This window comes from Plantibacter sp. LMC-P-059a (assembly GCF_030209505.1).
Taxonomy (GTDB): domain Bacteria; phylum Actinomycetota; class Actinomycetes; order Actinomycetales; family Microbacteriaceae; genus Plantibacter.
Genome location: NZ_JARVRZ010000007.1, coordinates 1 through 21,603, shown reverse-complemented (window position 1 = coordinate 21,603; position 21,603 = coordinate 1). Strand labels below are relative to the sequence as shown.

Here is a 21,603-nt window from a genome sequence, read left to right as displayed (position 1 = left end):
CCACAGGAGTATCCGTGAAGAGAACCATCGGGCTCGTCGCCCTGTCCGTCGCCACTGCCGTCGCACTGGCGGGCTGTGCCGGCGGCAGCAGCAGCTCCGCGACGGGTGACGACGCGACCATCGCCGTCGGCTCCCTCTACGAGCCGCAGAACCTCAGCAACACCGGCGGCGGCGGTCAGGGCGTCACCGAAGCGCTCACCGGCAACGTGTACGAGGGGCTCTACCGCCTGACGGACGACGGCGACGTCGAACCCGTGCTCGCCGCAGACAGCACCGTGAGCGACGACGGCCTCACCTACACCTTCACCCTCCAGGACGGCGTCACCTTCCACTCCGGCGACCCGCTCACCTCGGCCGACGTCAAGTCGAGCATCGAAGCCGTGACCGCCGAGGACTCGCAGTCGGCCCGGAAGAGCAGCTTCGCCGTGGTCTCCGACATCGCCACCCCCGACGACCGCACCGTCGTCGTGACCCTCTCCGAGCGCTCCATCTCCTTCCTGTACAACCTGAGCTACGTCTGGATCGTGAACGACGCCGCGAAGGACCTGAAGACCTCCGAGGACGGCACCGGCCCGTACACGCTCGGCGAGTGGAAGCGCGGCAGCACCCTGAGCCTCGAGCGTTGGGACGGCTACTGGGGGGATCCCGCCAAGAACGCGGAAGTCGTCTTCACCTACTTCACCGACGCGACCGCGCTGAGCAACGCCCTCGTGACGAAGCAGATCGACATCATCACGAGTGTGCAGAGCCCCGACCAGCTGACGCAGTTCACCGACAACGCCGACTACACGGTGTCCGACGGCGACTCCACCACCAAGGAACTCCTGGCGTTCAACGACCGCGTCGCGCCGTTCGACCAGGCCCTCGTCCGGAAGGCCGTGTACTCCGCGATCGACACGAAGAAACTCCTGTCGTCGATCTGGGGTGACTACGGCACGCTCATCGGGTCCATGGTCCCGCCGACGGACCCGTGGTACGAGGACCTCACGCAGGTGAACCCCTACGACCCCGAGCTCGCCAAGCAGCAGCTCGCCGAGGCGGGTCTGGCCGACGGCTTCACGTTCACGCTCGACACGCCGAGCTACGACCCGCACCCGGCCGTCGCGGAGTTCCTGCAGAGCGAACTCGCGAAGGTCGGCATCACCGTGGAGATCAACACGATCAGCGCGGACGAGTGGTACTCGAAGGTGTTCAAGGAGCGCGACTTCCAGGCGACGCTCCAGGAGCACGTCAACGACCGCGACGTCGTCTGGTACGGCAACCCCGACTTCTACTGGGGCTACGACAACCCTGAGGTGACGCAGTGGGTCTCCGAGGCGGAGCAGGCGACCACGACGGACGAGCAGACGGCGAAGCTCAAGCTCGTCAACGAGCAGATCGCCGAGGACGCAGCAAGCGTCTGGCTGTACCTCTACCCCCAGATCGTCGTCGCCGCGAGTGACGTGTCGGGATACGGCGTGAACGGCCTGAACTCGCAGTTCTTCGTGGCGGACATCGTCCGGAAGTAGTCGTCGCCGAGGCCGACCGGGACCGCCCGGTCGGCCCGGCCTCGCTACGCTGAGGTCCACCATGCTCCCCTACCTGTTGCGTCGATCCGCGTTCTTGGTGGTGTCGTTCCTCGTCGCCATGACCGTGTTGTTCGTGCTGCTCCGGTTGCTGCCGGGTGACCCCTCGAACGCCCTGCTCTCGGTGAACGCCACGCAGGAGCAGATCGAGGCGGCACGCGCACAGGTGGGAGCCGATCGACCGGTCGGCGAGCAGTTCCTGGCCTGGTTCAGTGGTGTCCTCACCTTCGACCTCGGTTCGTCCTTCGTGAGCAGTCTCCCCGTGGGCCCCGAGATCGCCTCGCGCCTGCAGGTCACCGTCCCGCTGACACTCCTCGCCTTCCTCCTCGCCGTCGTGCTCGCCAGCCTGGCGGGCGTCATCGCCGCACTCCGAGCCGATCGGTGGTACGGCATCGCCCTGTCGGGGTTGTCCCAGTTCGGCATCGCCGTGCCGGTGTTCTGGGTCGGCATCCTGCTCGTCAGCGTGTTCGCGGTCACGCTCCGTCTGTTCCCGTCCGGCGGGTTCCCGCGCGACGACTGGGCAGACCCGGCGGCGGCGCTCACGAGTCTGGCGCTCCCGGTCATCACCATCGCCATCGTCATGAGCGCGTCCATCACCAGGTACGTCCGCTCCGCCACGCTCGACGTGCTCGGGAGCGACTTCCTGCGTTCCGCCCGGGCGCAGGGTGCCGGACTCGGCGAGGCGCTCCTCCGACACGGCGTCCGCAACGCGGCCGTCCCCGTCGTCGCGATCCTCGGGATCGAACTCGCGACCACGTTCCTCGGGGCCGTCGTGGTCGAGAGCGTCTTCAGCCTGCCGGGGCTCGGGTCGATGCTCCTCACGGCGATCCAGCAGCACGACTACCCGAACATCCAGGGCATCCTCCTCGTCTCCACCCTCGTCGTCCTCGTGACCGGGTTCCTGGCCGACATCGCCCAGCGCCTCATCGACCCGCGCCTGCGCACCTCCATCGCCGGGAGCGGGCTCCGATGAGCGCCATCGACGCCCGAACGGCCATCCCCACCCCCGAGCAGGGCGGGAGACGCCGCGGACGCTCCGTGACCCTCACGGTCGGGCTGGTCCTCGTCGGGGTCATCGCCGCGCTGGCGCTCGTCTCCCTCTTCTGGACGCCCTTCGCGCCGACGGACACGGCAGGCGGCCGTCTCGAAGGACCGAGCGGTACGCACTGGCTCGGCACGGACAAGCTGGGACGGGACCTCTTCACCCAACTCATGATCGGTGCCCGCATCGCGCTCGTCACGGGGGCGGGGGCCGTCGCGGTCGGCGCGGTCATCGGGATCGCCGTCGGTCTCGCCGCGGCGTTCGCGGCCGCCTGGCTGGACGACACGATCTCCGCCGCCCTCGACGTCGTGATCGCCTTCCCCGTCCTGCTGTTGGCCATGCTGATCGTCGCCGCCCAGGGCGCTTCGCTCGGCACCGCCATCGTCGCGATCGGGCTCGCCATGTCGGCCATCGTCGCCAGGCTGACCAGGATCCTCACGAAACGCGTCCTCGGCGAGCAGTACGTCGTCGCCGCGCGCACCGCCGGGACGAGCTGGCCCGGCATCATCGGCCAGCACGTGCTGCCGAACATCTGGCCGACGCTGAGCGTCAACCTCGCCCTGCAGTTCGGCATCGCCGTCCTCGCGGAGGCGAGCCTGTCCTACCTCGGCCTCGGAGCCCCACCACCGAACGCGTCCTGGGGACGACTGCTCCAAGAGGCACAGGCCACGGTCACGACGGCACCGATCGGAGCGGTCGCGCCCGGTGTCGCGGTGGTCATGCTCGTCGTCGGCGTGAACTTCATCGCGGACGGTCTGCGCGATCTCGGCGATCCGACGAGGAGGCGCAGCGCATGACGGCCCTGCTCGACATCACCGGCCTGACCATCACCCGTGGTACGCGGCGCGGAGCATCGCACGCCACCGAGCGACCACTGGTCGACGGCCTCGACCTCATGATCGCCGCCGGCGACCGACTCGGTCTCATCGGCGGCTCCGGGTCCGGCAAGTCGTTGACCTCCCTCGCCGCGATCGGGTTGCTCGACGACCAGCTCACCGCGAGCGGCAGCATCGAGCTGGCCGGCACGCAGGTCGTCGGCGCCACGGACCGCTCGCTGCGTCCCCTCCGCGGCCGGGTGGCCGGCCTCGTCTTCCAGGAGCCGCTGACCGCCCTGGACCCGCTCATGCGCGTCGGCGCTCAGCTGGCCGAACCACTCCGCCGTCACCACGGGCTCCGGCGGGACCAGCTCCGGCACGCCGTGGATGCGGCGCTCACCGAGGTCTCGCTCACCGACACGGCCCGCATCGCCGGGTCGTACCCGCACGAGTTGTCCGGTGGCCAGCGACAGCGGGTCGCCATCGCCATCGCCCTCGCCGGACGACCGCAGCTCCTGATCGCCGACGAGCCGACCACCGCGCTCGACGTGACCGTGCAGGCCGAGGTGCTCTCGCTCCTCGACCGGCTCGTCCGCGAACGCGGCATGGCGCTGTTGTTCATCAGTCACGATCTCGCCGTGGTGTCGACCATGGTCGACGAGGTGATCGTGTTGAGCTCGGGCCGAGCCGTCGAGCGAGGCCCGGTCGCGCAGGTGCTGACGGACCCGCAGCACGAGGACACGCGACGTCTCGTCGCGAGCGCCCGCGCGATCGACGACGCATTGGAGGACCCGCGATGATCGACGGACCCACTTCGGATGCCGCTGCGCCGATCCTGGAACTCGACGCGGTCGGCTTCCGGTACCGCGGCGGCCAAGACGCGCTCGACGACGTCTCGCTGTCCGTCGGCACCGGTGAGGCGGTCGGCGTCGTCGGCCAGTCCGGCGCCGGGAAGAGCACCCTCCTCCGGCTCCTGCTCGGGCTCGACCGCCCGACCACCGGGTCCGTCCGATTCGACGGCAGCACCCTCGATCCGCGGGACAAGGCCCGCGTCCGGACCTTCCGGGCGTCGGTGCAGGCGGTCTTCCAGGATCCGTACTCCTCCCTCGACCCACGCCAGCGCGTGGGGCGGACCGTGGCGGAGCCGCTCCGCTCCCTGCGGCTGGCTTCGGCGGAACAGGCCGCGAACCGAGCCGCCGACGCGCTCGAAGCCGTCGGTCTTCCGCCCGAGGCCGCGTCCCGCTACCCGCACGAGTTCTCCGGTGGCCAACGTCAACGGATCGCCATCGCCCGTGCGATCGTCCCGAACCCCCGACTCCTCCTGGCCGACGAGCCGGTGAGTGCCCTGGACATGAGCACCCGGATCCAGATCATCGAGTTGCTCGCCGAGTTGCGCGCCTCGAACGGTCTCGCACTCGTCATGGTGTCGCACGACCTCGGCACGGTCGCGGCCCTGTGCGAGCGCACCCTCGTCCTCCGCGACGGGCGCGTCGTCGAGGCCGGCGCCACCGCTCAGGTCCTCCACCAGCCGGCCGAGGCGTACACCCGGCAGCTCGTCGCGGCGATCCCCCGACTGCCCCGCTGAGTCGCGGTCGACCCCGGAGGACCATCGGTTCCGGGAGACGGGAATGCCAGGCCGCGCGCGGGCGTTCGACTCCGAGTGGCTCCAGCCGCATCCACTCTCCACAGGAACAGGACCCGTGACGCAGGATTCAGCGCAGCCCGACGACCATGACGACGGACCGGAGTCGCAGGAGCGACCGTGGCTGAGCGACGAGGAGCGCGCTGCACTCAGCAAGCCGCTGCCCGAGCGGGCGGTCGTGGCCAGTCTGGCGTTCACCGGTCTCGTCGCGGCGTTCATGATGACGCTCGTCACCCCGCTCGTGCCCTCCCTCCCGACGATCCTCGGTGTGCACGCCTCGGACAGCATGTGGGTCGTGACGGCCACGCTGCTCTCCGCTGCGGTGGCGACGCCGATCTCCGGTCGTCTCGGTGACCTCTACGGGAAGCGCCGGATGGTCCTGATCCTGCTCGGGATCATGATGGCCGGTTCGGTGCTGGCCGCGTTCTCGTCCACGATCGTGCCCCTGATCGTCGCTCGCGCCCTGCAGGGCATGGCGATGGGCGTGATCCCGCTCGGCATCAGCATCCTGCGCGACGTGCTCCATGCGAAGCGGCTCGGTCCGGCGGTCGCCCTCGTGAGCGCCACGCTCGGCATCGGTGGAGCCGTCGGCCTGCCGATCTCCGCCGTCATCTCACAGTTCCTGGACTGGCACGTGCTCTTCTGGGTGGCCGGTGCGCTCGGACTCGTCGGATTCCTGCTCGTGGCTCGCTTCGTCCCCGTGAGCACGCTGCGGAGCGAGGGCGGTTTCGACTGGATCGGGGCGATCGGACTCGCTGCCGGGCTCGTGCCGATCCTCCTCGCCGTCTCGAAGGGCAACGAGTGGGGCTGGACGAGCGTCGGGACGCTCGCGTGCCTGATCGGCGGGGTCGTCGTCCTGCTCCTCTGGGGTTGGTTCGAAGTGCGTTCCTCGAGCCCGCTCGTGGATCTGCGGATCGCCGCACGCCGGACGGTGCTCTTCACGAACCTCGCGTCGATCACCGTCGGATTCGCCTTCTTCGGCAGCACCGTGGTCCTCCCCGGCATCCTCGAAGCACCGGTGGGCACTGGGGTCGGGCTCGGGCAGGACATGCTCATCGCGAGCCTCTGCCTCATGCCCAGCGGTCTGATCATGTGGGCGATGTCGCCGGTCGCCGCCCGGCTGACGGCCGCGAAGGGTGCGCGGCTGAGCCTGCTCATCGGCATCGCGATCATCGCGATCGGGTACGCGGTCGCAATCGGGCTCATGACGGAGGTCTGGCACACGGTCCTCACGGCGACCGCGGTCGGTTTCGGGGTGGGCTTCGCGTACGCGGCGATGCCGACGCTGATCATGGGCGCCGTCCCGCCGAGCGAGACGGCGGCGTCCAACGGCCTCAACTCCGTCATGCGAACCCTGGGCTCCACGATCGCCAGCGCGGTCATCGGGGCCATCCTGGCGTCGCAGGTGGTCACGGACGGGGCCGTTACGACACCGAGCACCGACGCGTTCCGGCTGAGCTTCGCGATCTGCGCGGCGGCCGCCGTGGTCGGCCTCGTCTGCACCCTCCTGCTACCGAAGCACCTCGCGAAGGACACGCGGTCGAGCCTCCACGAGGGGTGACGGGGCTCAGCCCACGATGCCGAGGGCGAACGGGAGGACCGGGCCGGAGCCCGCGAGCCGGAGCGCTCGTCCGGCGACGGTGAGCGTCCACCGGCTGTCCGCCCGGTCGTCGACGAGCAACACCGGCGCACCCTCGAGCGTCGCCAACTGTGCACGGAGTTCGGCACCGACGCTGAACGCGTCCCAGACCCCGGCGAGGCGATAGGCGCTGTTCCCGCCGGGCCCACCGCGAGGCCCGTCGCCGACGAGGTCCAGTTCACCGAGGTAGGGCAGTCGTCCGAGCGAGGCGATACCCCGGGCGACCGAGTCGACGAGTTGCGGACGTGATCGTGAGGGGACGCTCACGACCGCGGCCGGCCGCTTCGCCCACGGCCAGTTGGCGAGCACCCGGACGCTCGCGTCGATCACCGCACGGGACGCGGGCGCGTCCGTCGCGCCGGCGGCGAAGAGTTCACGGAGGACGCCGCCCCAGCCGAGATCGGTCAAGCGCGCGAGCGCCCGTCCCGGTTCCAGACGGTCCTCGAGCGAGATGCGACCGCTGACCGGTGCTCCGTCGCTGGTGACGCCGAGCTTGCCTGCGCCCGTGGGCCACTGCGCTCGAGGTTCGAGCTCGACACCGACCCGCCCGAGCGCCTCGGACGCCGAGGCGGCCGCCGCGCTGTCGAGCTCGGTGGGGAACCAGGCACCCGCGCAGCGATCGCACCGTCCGCAGGGTTCGGCGGTCGCGTCGTCGAGTTCGCGCTGGAGCACGAGCATCCGGCACTCCTCGCCCCGCTCGTAGGCGAGCATCGCCTGCTGTTCCGCGACCCTCGCCTCGGCGATCCGGCGGTACCGTTCGCGGTCGTACACCCACGGCTCACCCGTGGACACCCATCCCCCGGCGACCCGCTGCACGGCGCCGTCGACGTCGAGCACCTTGAGCAGGAGTTCCAGCGGGGTCCGGCGCAGGTTGACGAGTGCTTCGAGTGCCGGTGTCGACCGCGGTCGGTCGTCGAGCGCGTCGAGGACGGCCGTGGCCCGAGCCTCGTCCGGCATCGACGCCGTCGCGAAGTACTGCCAGATCTCCTCGTCCTCCGCGCCGGGCAGCAGGAGGACGTCGGCGTGCTCGGTCGCGCGCCCGGCACGCCCGACCTGCTGGTAGTACGCGACCGGCGATGACGGCGCGCCGAGATGCACGACGAACCCGAGGTCGGGCTTGTCGAAGCCCATCCCGAGCGCACTCGTCGCCACGAGGGCCTTCAGCCGGTTCTCCTTGAGGAGCCGCTCGGACTCCTCACGTTCGTCGGGGTCGGTCCGGCCCGTGTACGCCCGCACCTCGTGACCGGCCTCGCGCAGCAGCCGCGCGGTGTCCTCCGCGGCGGAGACGGTGAGGGTGTAGATGATGCCGGACCCCGTGAGTCCGTCCAGGTGGCTGAGCAGCCAGGTGAGGCGGTCTCTGGACTCTGGAAGCCGGAGCACGCCGAGCCGGAGGGACGCCCGCGCGAGGGAACCGCGGATGGTCAGGACCTCTGCCGCCGTGGAGCCGGAAGCGGCCGGCGCGGTGAGCTGCTCGGCGATGTCGCGGACGACGCGGGCGTTGGCCGTCGCGGTCGTCGCCAGGACCGGGACCTCCACCGGCAGACGACCGATCAGTTCGGCCAGCCGCCGGTAGTCAGGACGGAAGTCGTGACCCCAGTCGGAGATGCAGTGGGCCTCGTCGACCACCAGCATGCCGGTCCGGGCGACGAGCGTCGGAAGCTGCTCGTCGCGGAAGCGCGGATTGTTGAGCCGCTCGGGCGACACGAGCAGCACATCGACCTCGTCGGCGTCGAGCTGCGCGCGGACGTCGTCCCATTCGTGCGCATTCGCCGAGTTGATGGCGACCGCCCGCACACCGGCGCGCGCCGCTGCAGCCACCTGGTCGCGCATGAGGGCGAGCAACGGGGAGACGAGCAGCGTGGGCCCGGCGCCGCGCCGACGGAGCAGCGCCGTCGCGATGAAGTACACGGCCGACTTGCCCCAACCGGTGCGCTGCACCACGAGGGTGCGACGGTGCTCGTCGACGAGGGCGAGGATCGCCTCGAGCTGGCCGTCGTGGAATCGGGCCCCCGGAACGCCCGTCAGTGCGGCGAGCGCCGCCGTCGCTTCGGCGACCGACCCGGTGGTGGCGGCTTCGTGGTGGGTGAGGGCTGGCGCGCTGACGTCGGACATGGGGCAAGTCTGTCAGGAGCCGCCGACGGCGGGTCGCTGCGGTGGAGATGGTGGGTGGGTCGGCTGGTGGGTGGTCGCTGTGGAGGAGGGTTCCCCGAAGGTCGCGTGGGCCCGACCGGCGGGAGGTGGATCAGGCGCTCTTCTTGCGTTTGGCCGGGGTCGACGACGGTTCGTCCTTCGACGATCCGGCCTTCGTCGTGCTGCGCTTCGAGGCGCTGCGCTTCGGGGTCGTGCTCTTCGACGGCGTGCTCTTTGACGAGTCGGCTTTCGAGGATCCACTGGCCCCGGTGGCGGCCTTCGGGGCCTTCCCGCCTCGCTGCCGGTCGATGCTGCGCTGCAGCACCTCCATGAGGTCGATCGGCTCGGCGCCCTTGTCGTCGTCGGGCTCGGGCTGCTCGCCGAAGGTGGCGGCGGTGTCGAGGGCGTCGCCCTGCTCGAGTTTCGCCTCGATGAGCTTCCGGAGCTGTGCCTGGTATTCGTCGACGAACGCGTCCGGGCGGAAGCGGGACGAGAAGGATTCGACGAGCGCCTCGGACATCTCGAGTTCCTTGGCGGAGATCCGGACGCGTTCCTCGAGGGCCGGGAACCGCACCTCGCGGACCTCGTCCTCCCAGAGCAGGGTCTGTAGCAGGATGACGTCCTCGCGCACCCGGAGGGCGCCGAGCCGCGTCTTCTGGCGGAGGGCGAACCGCACGATCGCCGTGCGGTCGGTCTCCTCGAGCGTCCGCCGGAGCAGGACGTAGGCCTTCGAGGAGGAGGAGTCGGGTTCCAGGAAGTAACTGCGGTCGAACATGATCGGGTCGAGGTCGTCGCTCGGCACGAACTCCACGACTTCGATCTCGCGACTGCGTTCCTCGGGGAGCGACGCGAGGTCGTCGGCGGTGAGGACCACCGTCTGCTCGCCGTCCTGGAAGGCTTTGTCGATGTGGTCGTAGCTGACGACCTTGCCGCAGACCTCGCACTTGCGCTGGTACCGGATACGCCCGCCGTCGGCGTCGTGCACCTGATGCAGCGAGAGGTCGTGGTCCTCCGTCGCGCTGTACACCTTCACCGGGACGTTGACGAGACCGAATGTGACGGCGCCCTTCCAGATCGCGCGCATGATCTCTCCTGTCCGTTCGGTGGGCCGGCCCACGCCGTCGATCGCACCAGTAGACACCCGGATCGGCGTCAAGGGCTAGCCCTTGACGGGCTCGGACGGCAGGCTGAACGCCATGGCGAGGACGAGCTCCGGCGGCGCGCGGGCGCAGTGGGTGACGGTCGACGGTCGGCGCATCCAGCTCACCCATCTCGACAAGGTCCTCTACCCCTCGACCGGCACGACGAAGGCGGAGGTCCTCGCGTATTACGCGGCCGTCGCTCCGCACCTGTTGCCGCACGTCGCCGACCGGCCGGTGACCCGGAAACGCTGGGTGCACGGGGTCGGGACGGCCGAAGCGCCGGAGTCCGGCTTCTTCCAGAAGGACCTGGGTGCGTCGGCTCCGGACTGGGTGCAGCGTCTCCCCATCGAGCACAGCGATCACACGAACGAGTACCCGGTCGTCGACGACCTCGCGACGCTCACCTGGCTGGCACAGCTCGGCGCGCTCGAACTGCACGTGCCGCAGTGGCGCTTCGACCGGTCCGGCGAGCGCCGTCCGCCCGACCGGCTCGTGCTCGACCTCGACCCCGGCGAGGGGGTGTCGCTCGCCGAGTGCGCCGGGGTCGCTCGGATGGCACGCGCGGTGTTGGTCGACATGGGGCTTGAACCGGTCCCGGTGACGAGTGGCAGTAAGGGGATCCACCTCTATGCGGCATTGGACGGTCGGCAGCGTTCGGACGAGGTGTCGCTCGTGGCGCATGAACTCGCCCGGGCGCTCGCGGCGGATGCGCCGACGTTGGTGGTGAGCGAGATGGCGAAGGATCGGCGAAGGGGCAAGGTGTTCGTCGACTGGAGCCAGAACAACGGGTCGAAGACGACGATCGCCCCGTTCTCCCTGCGGGGGCGGTTGCGTCCGACGGTCGCGGCGCCGCGGTCGTGGGACGAGCTCGACGATCCCGAGCTCTCCCAGTTGGAGTTCCCGGCGGTGCTCGAACGGCTGGCCGACGACGTCGATCCGCTGGCGGTGCTCGGCGATCCGCGTCCGTCGATCACGATCAGACCGTCGGAGCACGAGGATCGGCTGTCGGAGTACCGGCGGAAACGCGATGCCTCCAAGACGCCGGAGCCGGTTCCGGAGGCGTCCCCGCCGCCGTCTGCTGCGGGGACGGCGCCGTCGTTCGTCATCCAGCGGCATGAGGCGCGCAAGCTGCATCACGACTTCCGGCTCGAACATGACGGGGTGCTCGTGTCCTGGGCGTTGCCGAAGGGCGTCCCGACGGATCCGAGCAGCAACCGCCTGGCCGTCCGCACCGAGGACCATCCCCTGGAGTACGGGAGCTTCGAGGGCACCATCCCGGCCGGGGAGTACGGGGCGGGCGAGGTGACGATCTGGGACGCGGGCACCTACGAGCTGGAGAAGTGGCGGGACGACGAGGTCATCGCGACCCTGCACGGCCGGGCGGGTGGCCCGTTGGAGCGCCCGGCACGGTTCGCGCTCATCCGGACCACCGGCGGCTCGGGGCGGGACGCACCCTCCTGGCTCATCCATCGGATGCGCGCCCCGGGAGACCCGCCGGCCCCGCCAGTGGCGCGTTCCCGCGAGGTACCCGCCCCGATGCTCGCGAGCCCGGCCGCTCCCGGTGAGGTCGTCGACGACGGGTCGTGGGCGTTCGAAATGAAGTGGGACGGGATCCGTGCGATCGCGAGCATCGACGGCGCAAGCGGGCGGGTGCGGTTGTCGAGCCGCAACGGCAACGACCTAACTGCGGCCTACCCCGAGGTGGTGGAGGAGCTCGGGGCGTCGTTCGGGGAGCGCAACGTCGTCCTCGACGGCGAGATCGTCGCGTCAGGGCCCGACGGCCGTCCCGACTTCTCGCTGTTGCAGCGACGTATGCAGTTGACGTCGGACCGCGACGTCGATCGGGAGCGTCGACTGACGCCGGTCCGGCTGTTGCTCTTCGACCTCCTCGCCCTCGACGACGAGGACCGGACGGGACTGCCCTACCGAGAGCGGCGCGAACTCCTCGAGGAGACCGTCACCTCCGGAGTGGTCGTGCAGGTTCCACCGCGCATCGACGGTTCCCTCGACGATGCACTCGAGGTGAGTCGGGCGCTGCGACTCGAGGGGGTGGTCGCGAAGGAACTCGACGGTCGCTACCGGCCGGGGCGACGCAGCAGCACGTGGATGAAGTTCAAGCACGAGCGGGCGGAGGAGGTCGTCGTCGCGGGCTGGCGACCGGGGCGTGGTGGGCGCGCAGGTGGGATCGGATCGCTCCTCCTCGGCGTGCCCGGGCCCGACGGCCGCCTGCACTACGCCGGGCGGGTCGGCAGCGGGTTCACCGACCGGGAGCTCGCCGCGACCGCCGTGCGGTTCGAGCGGTTGGCGCGCTCGTCGACGTCGCTCGTGGGCGTGCCGCCGGCCGATGCAGCTGACGCCAACTGGCTGGATCCCGTCCTCATCGGTGAGGTGCGGTTCAGCGAATGGACCCCCGACGGCCGGTTCAGGCACCCGGTCTGGCGCGGCTGGCGTCCTGACCGCACCGTGGACGACCTCGAGGTGCCGGATCGGGGCCGGTGAGCGGTCGACCGCACCGGCTCAGGCGAGTCGTCCTGACTCGGCGAGGAGCGCGAGCACGGCGGACACCCGCGGGTTGCTCGCGGCGTCGTGTTCGATCCCGAGCGCGGCGTAGATCGCTGTGAGATGGTTCTGCACGGACTTCTCGGCGATCCCGAGCCGGGAAGCGATCCCCGTGTTCGAGCGACCGGTCGCCAGCAGTTGGAGGACGGCGTACTGGCGATCGGTGAGCGACTCGAGGCTCGAACCCGCACGGGGCCGCGCCCGGTCGATGAGCTCGGGGTCCAACATGGTCTCGCCGCGCGCCGACACGCGGATGGCCTCGAGGAGGACGTCGCGGGTGAGCGACGAGGTCTTCGAGAGGTAGCTCCAGCCGTCTCTGACGTCTGCCGGCATCTCGAGGAGCATGTCCATCAGGTCGTAGGCCGACAGCAGGACGATCCCGAGACCCGGCTGGGCGCGACGCAGGGAGACGCCGAGACTCACCCCGTTGCCGTCCGGCAGCTCGATGTCCATCGTCAGGACGTCGACCGTCCCGGGGAGGAACGTCCTGCGAGCCTCGGCGACGGTGGCGGCATGACCGACGAACGTCACTCCCGGCGTCCCCCGGAGCAGATCGGCGAGCATCCCGCCGAGCAGCGGTTGGTCCTCGACGACACCGACCCGGAGTGGGGCGGGCGGCGCGACGTCGAGCGTCGCCCCGCCCACCACGGGGACGGTGCCGGACGAGCGGTCGGACTGCGGCTGGTGGTGCATGGTCCGAGTATCCCGGATTGACGGCCCGTGGCCCGAGGGGGAAGCTCCCGACTTCCGCCGGAAGATGCGCCCGCCGCGCCGCCCGGCAGGTCAGAATGGAGCCATGACCCAGGAGGCCCTCACCGCCCGCGCCGAACGCTGGCGCGACAGTCGGGCCTTCATCACCGCCAGCGGGGCCATGGCTGCGGTCTTCGGACTCGCCGTCTCGTTCCAGAGCGTGTACATCTACACCTGGGTCGCGCCCGGCGGCACCCGCGGCATGCTCGTGGAGCGCGTCACCGCCAACCTCGTCTCCCTGAGCGCTGCGATCATCGTCCTCGCGCTCCTGCTCTGGTCGAGATGGGGTCCCTCCCTCCACGAGTGGTGGCGCCCGAAGGTGCTCGCGGGCGTCCTCCTCGTCGCCTTGGCGACCGGCCTGCTGCGCAGCGGCCTCCAGATCCTCCTCGGCGTCTACCGCGATCCGAGCCTGCAGACCGTCCTCGTCGAGACGGGGACCACGGCGATCGCCCTCGCCGTGTGCGCCACCTTCGGGTTCAGTCTGAGCGCGGCCCGGCGTCGCGCACGCGAAGAGGAACGCGCCCACGCCGACCAACGCCACCGCGCCGACGTCGCCCTCCAGTCGCTGCAGAGCGAGGAGCTCCGCGTGAAGCGCGAGGTCGCAGAAGGTCTGCACGGCACCCTCCAGCAGCACCTCGTGCTGATCAGCGCGCAGCTCGCATCCGTCACCGCCGCGCTCGAACGCGACGGCGCGGCAGCCGTCACCGACGCGACCCGACGCCTGCGGTCACTCGGCGAGGACCTCCACACCGTGCGCGAACGGGACGTCCGAGAGCTCAGCCGCTTGCTGTCCCCACCACTGCTCGAGGTCGGCATCGCACCGAGCATCCGAGCCATTCTGCAGCGCCTGCCGCCGTCGATCACCACCACCCTCGACGTCTCGCCGGAGTTCCGGCTCCTCGACGACCCGATCGACAACGTGTTCACAACGGCGGAACGGGCCGTGGTCGTGCGGACGCTTGAAGAAGGGGTGACGAACGCGCTGACCCACGGTGCGGCGGACCGGCTCGTCGTGGAGCTGCGGATCGCGAGGCCGGCGTCGCAGGACGATGGTGCTCCGGTGGCGAGCGGGACCGTCGAGCTGCGGGTGATCGACAACGGCACCGGGCTTCTTGACGGAGCGGAACCGGCCGGCGGTCTCCTCCAGCTGGATCGCCGCGCAGCAGCGTTCGGCGGGGCCCTCCGGGTCAGCTCGGCGCCGGGCGACGCGCCCGAGGGCGGCGCAGTCCTCCGGCTGAGCATGCCCTACCGCGTCCCGGCCGTCCGCTGAGGCGGCCGGGGCGCGATATCCGAACGGATCAGGCGGCCGAGCTGTCCGCCAGGAGCTCACGCACGCGCGGGACAACCTCGGAGCCGTACAGCCCGATGCTGTCCATGAGGTGCTCGTGCGACAGGGAACCGTTGCTGATCTTCAGGTCGACTCGCGACAGCCCGAGGCCGTCGACCGCGGTCGCCACCTTGCGCGCGACGGTCTCCGGGGAGCCGACGAACAGCGCACCCTCCGGACCGGCCTCCTGCTCGAAGTGGCCACGCGTCATCGGGCTCCACCCGCGCTCGCGACCGATCCGGTCCATCATCGCCCGGTAGTGGGGCCACAGCTGCTCCTGCGCGAGTTCGTCGGTCTCGGCGATGTGGGCCGGCGAGTGCATCCCGACCGGCTGCGTCGGCAGCTGGAACTGGGCGAGCGCGCGGTGGTACAGGTCGACGAACGGCGCGAACCGGAGCGGCCCGCCGCCGATGACCGCGAGCATCATCGGGAGTCCGTAGCGAGCCGTCCTGACGACGGACTCCGGGCTCCCGCCGACACCGACCCAGGTCTTCAGCTTGCCGTGCTCGACCCGGGGGTAGACCGACTGTTCGCGCAACGGTGCACGCGTCTTCCCCGACCACGTGACCGGCTCCTGCTCGCGGATCGCGACGAAGAGTTCCAGCTTCTCCTCGAAGAGCTCCTCGTACTGCGAGAGCTCGTACCCGAACAGCGGGAAGGACTCGGTGAAGGAACCGCGCCCGAGGATGGCCTCAGCGCGTCCGCCGGAGATGCCGTCGAGCGTGGCGAACCGCTGGTAGACCCGGACCGGGTCGTCGGAACTCAGCACCGTGACGGCCGATCCGAGGCGGATGCGCTCGGTCCTCGCGGCGATCGCCGCCAGCACGACCTCGGGTGAGGAGACGGCGAAGTCCTCCCGGTGGTGCTCCCCCACGCCGATGAAGTCGAGGCCGACCGCCTCGGCGTGCACCCCCTGCTCGACGACGTTCCGGAGGACTTGGGCCTGCGACAACGGCGTGCCGTCGGCGTCGACCGTCACGTCACCGAAGGTGTCGATGCCGAACTCGAGGGATGTGGTCATGGGGCTCTCCAACGTCGTGTGGCTCGCCGCGGGCGATCGCGACGGTTGTATACGTTTGCATACACATCGGTGAACCTCGTCCGTGTGGCGACTATTCCCGACGACTCCAGGGTGCCAGAACGTGACGGTCCCTGGGAGGACCCTCCCAGCCGTCCCTGACAAGCTGGAGGACCTGCACCCCGAGCCTTGGAGCCCCTGTGTCGCCGCGCCGCCTCTTCCGCCTGATCGCGATCGCCGAGGCGATCACCTGGACCCTCCTCATCGTCGGGATGATCCTCAAATACGGCACCAAGACGACCGAGCTCGGCGTCAGCATCGGCGGGGCACTGCACGGTTTCGTGTTCCTCGTCTACGGCGCGACCGTGCTCCTCATCGGGATCAACCAACGCTGGAGCGTCGGAACGATCCTCATCGGTCTCGTGAGCGCCGTCGTGCCCTACGCCACCATCCCGTTCGACGTCTGGGCGCATCGCACGGGTCGACTCGACGGCGCCTGGCGACGCGAGGCCGGCTCAGACCCCCGGGACCAGCGGGTGCTCGACCGCACGACCCGTTGGCTCGTCCGCCACCCCGTTTTGCTCCTGGTCGTCGGCGGCTTCGCGGTCGTCGCTGTGTTCACCGCGCTCCTCGTCGTCGGGTCTCCGGTCCCGAAGGCCTGAACACCATCGGACCGGTGACGCACGAGCTTGATCCCGGGGACTGGATCAGCCGAGCAGCCGGACCAACTCGCGGGTGATCGCCGCTCGCGCGGTGTCGCTCGAGATCGTCGCCTCGCCGTCGCCGGGCTGCACGCCGTAGTCGCCGAAGCTGGCGTGGTTCGCACCGTCGATCTCGACCATCGTCGCGTCGGCAGGCAGGCGGACGCGTGCGTCGGCGACCTTCTCCGGCGTGCTCAGACCGTCGTCGCTGCCCGAGAGACTCAGCACCGCGAGCGAAGCCTCCGAGAGATCGTTCGCGCAGTAGCTGCCGAACAGCACGAGTCCGGCCACCGCCGGGTCCTCCGCGAGCTGGCAGGCCCGCACCCCACCGAGGGAATGGCCGCCGACGAACCAGGTGTCGACATCGGGAGCCGCCGCCGTGAAGGTCTCCAGGGACCGCTGATCGAAGAAGGCCAGGTTCAGCGTCGGCTTCGTGATCACGACCGTCGCCCCCGCCTCCTCGACCACACCGGACAGCTTGCGGAGGTAGGCGTACGGGTCGACCTTCGCCCCGGGGATGAAGACGAGCCCCGTCCCCGAGGCCTCAACCTCGGCGTCGGCCGTCGGTGCGAGCACGATGGCGTCGCCGACGTCGGTGACGGAGACGGCCGGGTCCTCCCACACCTCGAGCGCTGCGGAGCGGGTTCCGGGCATCACGATCTGCGTCCACACCACGAATCCGAGCATCAGGACGACGAGCGCAGCGAGCACGCCGAGCAGCGTGGCCTTCAGCCGCCCAGTTCGCCGTGGTCGTCCGATGTGTCCGCCGGTGTCGCTCATGTGGTTCCTCCGCGCACCTCGTCCCGCGAGGGTCACGGTGGACGGTGCCCTCCAGTATCCCAAACGTCGAACGAGCGCCGCAGGACGCATGGACAGGTGCCTTCCACAGCCGCCGCACCTCCCGGTCCGGCTGTCAGGCGGTCGGCCTATGCTCGTCGGGTGACCACCACTCGCACGAAGCACCCGGCCGGGCCGTCGATGACGATCGGCCTCATCACCCACCCCACGAAGAACATCGACGACTCCGTCCGCATCCTCCGCGCCTGGCAACTCGAGCATGGCGCCCGCCTCGTCGGCCTCCGCGCGGAGGCGAACCGCCTCGGCGACGACGTCGAGCTGCTCGACGAGGACGCCTTCGCCTCGTCGGTGGACGTCGCCGTGGCGATGGGTGGCGACGGCACGATGCTCGGCGCGATGCGCCTGCTCGCCGGCAGGTCGGCACCGGTGCTCGGCGTCAACTACGGCAACGTCGGCTTCCTCGTGGAGGTCGAGCCGAGCGCGCTGTCGGCGGCCCTCCAGCGGGTCAGCGACCACGAGTTCTCGCTCGAGCCGCACCACGGTCTCGAGGTCACGATCACCACCGGTGACGACGTCACCCACCTCCTGGCGTTCAACGACATCTCCATCGCGCGCCGGCCCGGTACTGGCGTCGTCATGGCGGACCTCGCGGTGGACGGGACCGCGTACGGGTACTTCAAGGCCGATGCGATCGTCGTCGCCACCCCGACCGGTTCCACCGCCTACAACTACGCGGCTGGCGGACCGGTCCTCTCCCCTGCCGTGGCGGCAACCGTCGTCACGCCGGTGGCGCCGATGTCCGGCATCGACCGCTCCTTCATCCTCGGCCCGGCAGAACGCCTGCAGTTCTCGATCGGCGCGGCGACGAAGCAGGCCGCGGTGGAGATCGACGGCCAGGTGCTGGCGGACGTCGCGGGCGGCGCGGTCGTCTCCGTCCGGCTGGTCCGCGACGCGGCGAACGTCGTCCGACTCGATCCGAGCCGACATTCACGCAAGGGCAGGATGAAGCTCAGCCTCCTCGATCTGCCGCTCCGACGCGATCAACTGCTCGACCTCGTCCCACCCGACATCCGTGCGAGGGTCGAACGGCCGTCTCGCGTCCGGAGGTCGAGGAGCAAACCGGCCGACCCGTCGCACTGACGATCAGCCGGAACCGGCGTCACGAGGTCGGCAGGACGACCCCGATCGGTTCGCGCTTCTCCGCCTGGAAACGGTCCTCGGTCCGGCCGTATGCCCAGTACCCGGAGAGCGAGAGCTGCGATCGGTCGAGGCCGCGCTGGGTGAGGAACAACTCGCGGAGGGCCTTCATCGACTCCCGCTCCCCGTGCGCGAACACCTGGACGCGCCCGGCGGGCCAGGGGTGACCGGCGATGGCGGTCGCCAACAGGGACGCCGTCGACTCGTCGCGAGCGGCGCGCCCGACCCAGATGAGCTGCACACCCGCCGGGCGGTCGAGCTCGATGAGGTCGTCGCGGCCGCCGATCTCGACGAACGCGAGCCCCGTCGCCTCAGCGGGCAAGACCTCGAGTGCCGCGGCGATCGCCGGAACCGCGGACTCGTCTCCGGCGAACAGGTGCCAGTCGGCGGACGGATCGGGGCGATAGGCACCGCCCGGACCGGCGAAAACGACGCGGTCCCCCAGCTGGGCTGCAGCCGCCCACGGGCCGGCCAATCCCTCGTCGCCGTGCACGACGAAGTCGATGTCGATGGTGCGCGCTGCACTGTCCACCCGCCGCACGGTGTACGTGCGGGTGACCGGGAGGTCCTCGGGCGCGAGGGTCGTTCGCAGCGCGGCGAGGTCGTACGGCGGTTCCAGGCCGAGCTCGGGTTTCGCGAAGTACAGCTTCACGTAGCTGTCGGTGGCATCCTTGGGCTGGAAATCGGCGAATCCGGGTCCGCCGAGGGTGAGGCGCACCAGGTGCGGGGTGACCCAGGCGGTTCGGACCACCTCGAGGATCGTCTGCGGGCGTGGGGCTCGAGGTGCAGGTGTCGTCGTCATGATTGTCTCCATTCTGCCGTCGATCGCTCGGTCTCGGCAGGGCGGATCCCGCTGTCATACTGGATCAATGGCTACGACCGCAGGCTGGTACCCGAACCCCGACGACCCGACGAAGGAACTCCACTTCGACGGTGAGGCCTGGGGCGATTCCCGGGTGTTGCGGTTCCAGCGGGACAAGCCGGCACAGACGGAAGCCACCGGCTGGTATCCCCACCCGACCGATGACGAACGCCAGGTCCACTTCGACGGCCGGGCCTGGGACGACTCGCGGGTCCTCCAACTGACCGGTGCCGCCTCCGGCGACAGCGAGCAGGCTCCGGTGTACGTCTCGACGGCTGAGCTGCCGGCGCCCGAGCGCGAGAACCGCGCCTGGACCATCACCAAGACGGTCTTGTCGTTCGGTCCGATCGTCGCCATCGCGATCGTCGGTGTCCTGGCGATCGTCTCCGGCGGCGGCAACTGACCCGAGGTCACCGAGCGCGGCGTTCTCCGCACGGACGGAGCACCCGCGTCGTCGTCCGACCCGTGACGCAGCAGAGCGCCCCACCGAACCGGCGGGGCGCTCTGCTGGAACCGCGTTACTTGGCTGCGACGGCCTCTGGCGTCGCGATCGAGGAGGCGAGCACCTCGTCGAGGCCGGCGGAGGCCTCTTCGTCGGTCATCGCCTGGGCGAGGGCCAGCTCGGAGACGAGCACCTGGCGGGCCTTCTGCAGCATGCGCTTCTCACCGGCGGACACACCGCTGTCCTGGTCGCGGCGCCACAGGTCGCGGACGACCTCGCCGACGCGGTGGACGTTTCCGCTCGCCATCTTCTCCTGGTTGGCCTTGTACCGACGCGACCAGTTGCCGGGCTCCTCGACGAACGGCTCGCGCAGGACGCCGTAGACGGCCTGGACGCCGTCGTGGTCGATGACGTCGCGGACACCGACGAGGTCGGCGTTCGCGATCGGCAGCTTGATGGTGAGCTCGGACGTGTGCACGCGAAGCGTCATGACGTCCTGCTCGACACCCTTGATCGTCACCTTCGACAACTCGGTGATGGTGACCGCTCCGTGGTGCGGGTAGACCAGGGTCTCTCCAACGATGAACTGCATGGTTCCTCTTCTCTTCTCAGGTCGTCACCGGCGCTCTCGCACCGGCGTCGTCGTGCTCCGGCGCGCTTAGCTGCCGGATGGTTCGGGGGTGGGTGCGGGCGCAGGAGGCGACGCACCGGTGGGTCGTTGCTCGAGCAGCCAGGCCGGCAGCAGCGCCACCAGGGCCTCGACCAGCTCGTCGTCCGAGACGTCGATGCGGCCGCGGCGCCAGCCGTCGACGAGGGAGAGCGTGCCGCCGGCGACGTAGGCGGACACCAGTCCCGCCGGGATGCCGACCGGAACCTCGGTGCGCTCGAGCAACGAGCCGATGAGGTGGTCGGCGTGCTCGCCGACGAGGTCGTCGAAGGCGCTGCGGGCGACGGGGAGTTCGAGCACGCTCGAGTACAGCGGCGCATCTTCGAGCAGCTGGGCGACGAGGCGTCGATAGGCTTCGCGGGCACGTTCCGCGCTGCCGAGCGAGTCCCCCACGGAACGTACCGAGGCACCGGACGCGGCAAGGCCGGCGAACTGCACACGAAGGTAGGCGGCGGTGAGGTCGTCGAGGCTGGAGAAGTGGGCGTAGAACGAGCTGCGGCTGATGCCGGCGACCCGGACGATGTCGCCGACGGACACGCGTTCCGGCCGGCTGGCCAGAATGGTGGCCACGGCGTCGAAGATCGTCTGCCTCGTGCGCTCGGCACGGGGATCGCCCGTCACTCGGAGGACTGGAGCGAAGCGCTCGACGCGCGAGGGCGGAGCGGGACGCTGCGTGGTGGACTGCTCGACACCGAGGGCGGGAACTCCTGATGTGCGAGGCATTCAGATCAGTATACCACGACTTCTCGGACAGCTGTCCGAGACGGCAGATGACGGCCCGAGCGCGTCGCCCTTCGACACGCTCGGGGGCCGAGGCATTGCGAACATACCCAGCCCGGTCACCGAGTTTGTCGAGGTACCCACCATGAACCCTTCGACAGGCTCAGGGACCGAAGCGTTCCGGGCACACTTCTTCCGGTCACTGAGCTTGTCGAAGTGCCCACGAGGAACCCTTCGACAGGCCCAGGGACCCGAGCGTTCCGGACACACTTCTTCCGGTCACTGAGCTTGTCGAAGTGCCCACGAGGAACCCTTCGACACTTCGACAGGCTCAGTTCGGCGCAGCTCAAGGGCCATCGGAGGTTAGAACGGCGCAGGGTCCGGCTCGGTTCGGTGGCGCTTCCCGTCGGGTGTCGTCCAGTCGAGGACTCCGCCGGGCCCGTGGTCGAGGTTCCATCCTGGGAGGTGCTTCATGCGGTGATGGTGTCGGCAGAGGCAGGCGAGATTCCCGACTTCTGTCGTTCCGCCATCTTGCCAGGCGACCGAATGGTCCAGGTCGCAGGCTCGGGCTCGCCTCCCGCAGCCGG

The 21,603-nt window shown here is 70.1% G+C and carries 20 protein-coding genes; 11 read left to right on the top strand and 9 right to left on the bottom strand.

Annotated elements, in window-relative coordinates; translation table 11 throughout:
- The first annotated feature begins 14 nt into the window (after positions 1-14).
- The 6 genes from QRN27_RS16260 (at position 15) to QRN27_RS16235 (ending at position 6,625) form a co-directional block, all read left to right on the top strand.
- Entirely contained in the window at positions 15-1,508 is a 1,494-nt protein-coding gene (locus tag QRN27_RS16260; protein WP_285043142.1) for an ABC transporter substrate-binding protein, read from the top strand.
- 61 nt (positions 1,509-1,569) lie between these two features.
- Positions 1,570-2,538 (top strand): ABC transporter permease, encoded by a 969-nt coding sequence (locus QRN27_RS16255; protein WP_285043141.1) that lies wholly within the window; start codon positions 1,570-1,572, stop codon positions 2,536-2,538.
- Positions 2,535-3,404 carry an ABC transporter permease gene (locus QRN27_RS16250; RefSeq protein ID WP_285043140.1) on the top strand — a complete coding sequence of 290 codons (870 nt, stop codon included), beginning with the start codon at positions 2,535-2,537 and terminating at the stop codon, positions 3,402-3,404. Before QRN27_RS16255 ends, QRN27_RS16250 begins: the two co-directional genes overlap by 4 nt.
- Complete coding sequence (locus tag QRN27_RS16245) at positions 3,401-4,222, top strand: ATP-binding cassette domain-containing protein (protein WP_285043139.1); 822 nt, start codon at positions 3,401-3,403, stop codon at positions 4,220-4,222. The genes QRN27_RS16250 and QRN27_RS16245 overlap by 4 nt, the downstream gene beginning before the upstream one ends.
- A complete protein-coding gene (locus QRN27_RS16240) occupies positions 4,219-5,007 on the top strand; it encodes an ABC transporter ATP-binding protein (protein ID WP_285043138.1) in 789 nt (262 codons plus the stop codon). The genes QRN27_RS16245 and QRN27_RS16240 overlap by 4 nt, the downstream gene beginning before the upstream one ends.
- Before the next feature lie 115 nt (positions 5,008-5,122).
- Positions 5,123-6,625 carry an MFS transporter gene (locus tag QRN27_RS16235; RefSeq protein WP_285043137.1) on the top strand — a complete coding sequence of 501 codons (1,503 nt, stop codon included), beginning with the start codon at positions 5,123-5,125 and terminating at the stop codon, positions 6,623-6,625.
- Between the two features lie 6 nt (positions 6,626-6,631).
- Here QRN27_RS16235 and QRN27_RS16230 read toward each other — a convergent pair whose 3' ends face one another.
- Both QRN27_RS16230 and ku read right to left on the bottom strand, forming a co-directional pair.
- Positions 6,632-8,815, bottom strand: coding sequence for a RecQ family ATP-dependent DNA helicase (locus QRN27_RS16230; protein ID WP_285043136.1), 2,184 nt, complete (start codon positions 8,813-8,815; stop codon positions 6,632-6,634).
- A 130-nt stretch (positions 8,816-8,945) separates the two neighbouring features.
- Positions 8,946-9,917 carry a non-homologous end joining protein Ku gene (ku, locus tag QRN27_RS16225; protein ID WP_285043135.1) on the bottom strand — a complete coding sequence of 324 codons (972 nt, stop codon included), beginning with the start codon at positions 9,915-9,917 and terminating at the stop codon, positions 8,946-8,948.
- Positions 9,918-10,029: 112 nt separating this feature from the next.
- Here ku and QRN27_RS16220 point away from each other — a divergent pair, with 112 nt between their 5' ends.
- Positions 10,030-12,474, top strand: a complete 2,445-nt coding sequence (locus QRN27_RS16220) for an ATP-dependent DNA ligase (RefSeq protein WP_285043134.1) — start codon at positions 10,030-10,032, stop codon at positions 12,472-12,474.
- An 18-nt stretch (positions 12,475-12,492) separates the two neighbouring features.
- Here QRN27_RS16220 and QRN27_RS16215 read toward each other — a convergent pair whose 3' ends face one another.
- Positions 12,493-13,227 carry a LuxR C-terminal-related transcriptional regulator gene (locus tag QRN27_RS16215; RefSeq protein WP_285043133.1) on the bottom strand — a complete coding sequence of 245 codons (735 nt, stop codon included), beginning with the start codon at positions 13,225-13,227 and terminating at the stop codon, positions 12,493-12,495.
- Positions 13,228-13,330: 103 nt separating this feature from the next.
- Here QRN27_RS16215 and QRN27_RS16210 point away from each other — a divergent pair, with 103 nt between their 5' ends.
- On the top strand, positions 13,331-14,554 hold the full coding sequence (locus QRN27_RS16210; protein ID WP_285043132.1) for a sensor histidine kinase: 1,224 nt from the start codon (positions 13,331-13,333) through the stop codon (positions 14,552-14,554).
- A 28-nt stretch (positions 14,555-14,582) separates the two neighbouring features.
- On the opposite strand, the gene QRN27_RS16205 is transcribed toward QRN27_RS16210, so the two are convergent.
- Positions 14,583-15,632 carry an LLM class flavin-dependent oxidoreductase gene (locus tag QRN27_RS16205; protein WP_285043131.1) on the bottom strand — a complete coding sequence of 350 codons (1,050 nt, stop codon included), beginning with the start codon at positions 15,630-15,632 and terminating at the stop codon, positions 14,583-14,585.
- Between the two features lie 197 nt (positions 15,633-15,829).
- Between QRN27_RS16205 and QRN27_RS16200 the strand changes: the two genes are divergently transcribed.
- Positions 15,830-16,291, top strand: coding sequence for a DUF3817 domain-containing protein (locus QRN27_RS16200; RefSeq protein ID WP_285043130.1), 462 nt, complete (start codon positions 15,830-15,832; stop codon positions 16,289-16,291).
- A gap of 45 nt (positions 16,292-16,336) precedes the next feature.
- On the opposite strand, the gene QRN27_RS16195 is transcribed toward QRN27_RS16200, so the two are convergent.
- On the bottom strand, positions 16,337-17,110 hold the full coding sequence (locus QRN27_RS16195) for an alpha/beta hydrolase (protein WP_502929539.1): 774 nt from the start codon (positions 17,108-17,110) through the stop codon (positions 16,337-16,339).
- Between the two features lie 159 nt (positions 17,111-17,269).
- On the opposite strand from QRN27_RS16195, the gene QRN27_RS16190 reads away from it, so the two are divergent.
- Complete coding sequence (locus QRN27_RS16190; RefSeq protein ID WP_285043129.1) at positions 17,270-18,268, top strand: NAD(+)/NADH kinase; 999 nt, start codon at positions 17,270-17,272, stop codon at positions 18,266-18,268.
- A gap of 19 nt (positions 18,269-18,287) precedes the next feature.
- Here QRN27_RS16190 and QRN27_RS16185 read toward each other — a convergent pair whose 3' ends face one another.
- Positions 18,288-19,127: a siderophore-interacting protein gene (locus QRN27_RS16185; protein ID WP_285043128.1), complete on the bottom strand. Its 840-nt coding sequence runs from the start codon at positions 19,125-19,127 to the stop codon at positions 18,288-18,290.
- A gap of 67 nt (positions 19,128-19,194) precedes the next feature.
- On the opposite strand from QRN27_RS16185, the gene QRN27_RS16180 reads away from it, so the two are divergent.
- The gene (locus QRN27_RS16180) at positions 19,195-19,590 is read left to right on the top strand and encodes a hypothetical protein (RefSeq protein WP_285043127.1); all 396 of its coding nucleotides are present in this window, start codon (positions 19,195-19,197) and stop codon (positions 19,588-19,590) included.
- A 115-nt stretch (positions 19,591-19,705) separates the two neighbouring features.
- On the opposite strand, the gene QRN27_RS16175 is transcribed toward QRN27_RS16180, so the two are convergent.
- From QRN27_RS16175 to QRN27_RS18385, 3 genes are all read right to left on the bottom strand, one after another.
- Entirely contained in the window at positions 19,706-20,221 is a 516-nt protein-coding gene (locus tag QRN27_RS16175; protein WP_056005325.1) for a CarD family transcriptional regulator, read from the bottom strand.
- 66 nt (positions 20,222-20,287) lie between these two features.
- Positions 20,288-21,019 (bottom strand): TetR/AcrR family transcriptional regulator, encoded by a 732-nt coding sequence (locus QRN27_RS16170; RefSeq protein ID WP_285043126.1) that lies wholly within the window; start codon positions 21,017-21,019, stop codon positions 20,288-20,290.
- Between the two features lie 360 nt (positions 21,020-21,379).
- Positions 21,380-21,603 (bottom strand): HNH endonuclease signature motif containing protein (locus QRN27_RS18385; RefSeq protein ID WP_502929538.1); only part of this gene is annotated, 224 nt, incomplete at its 5' end.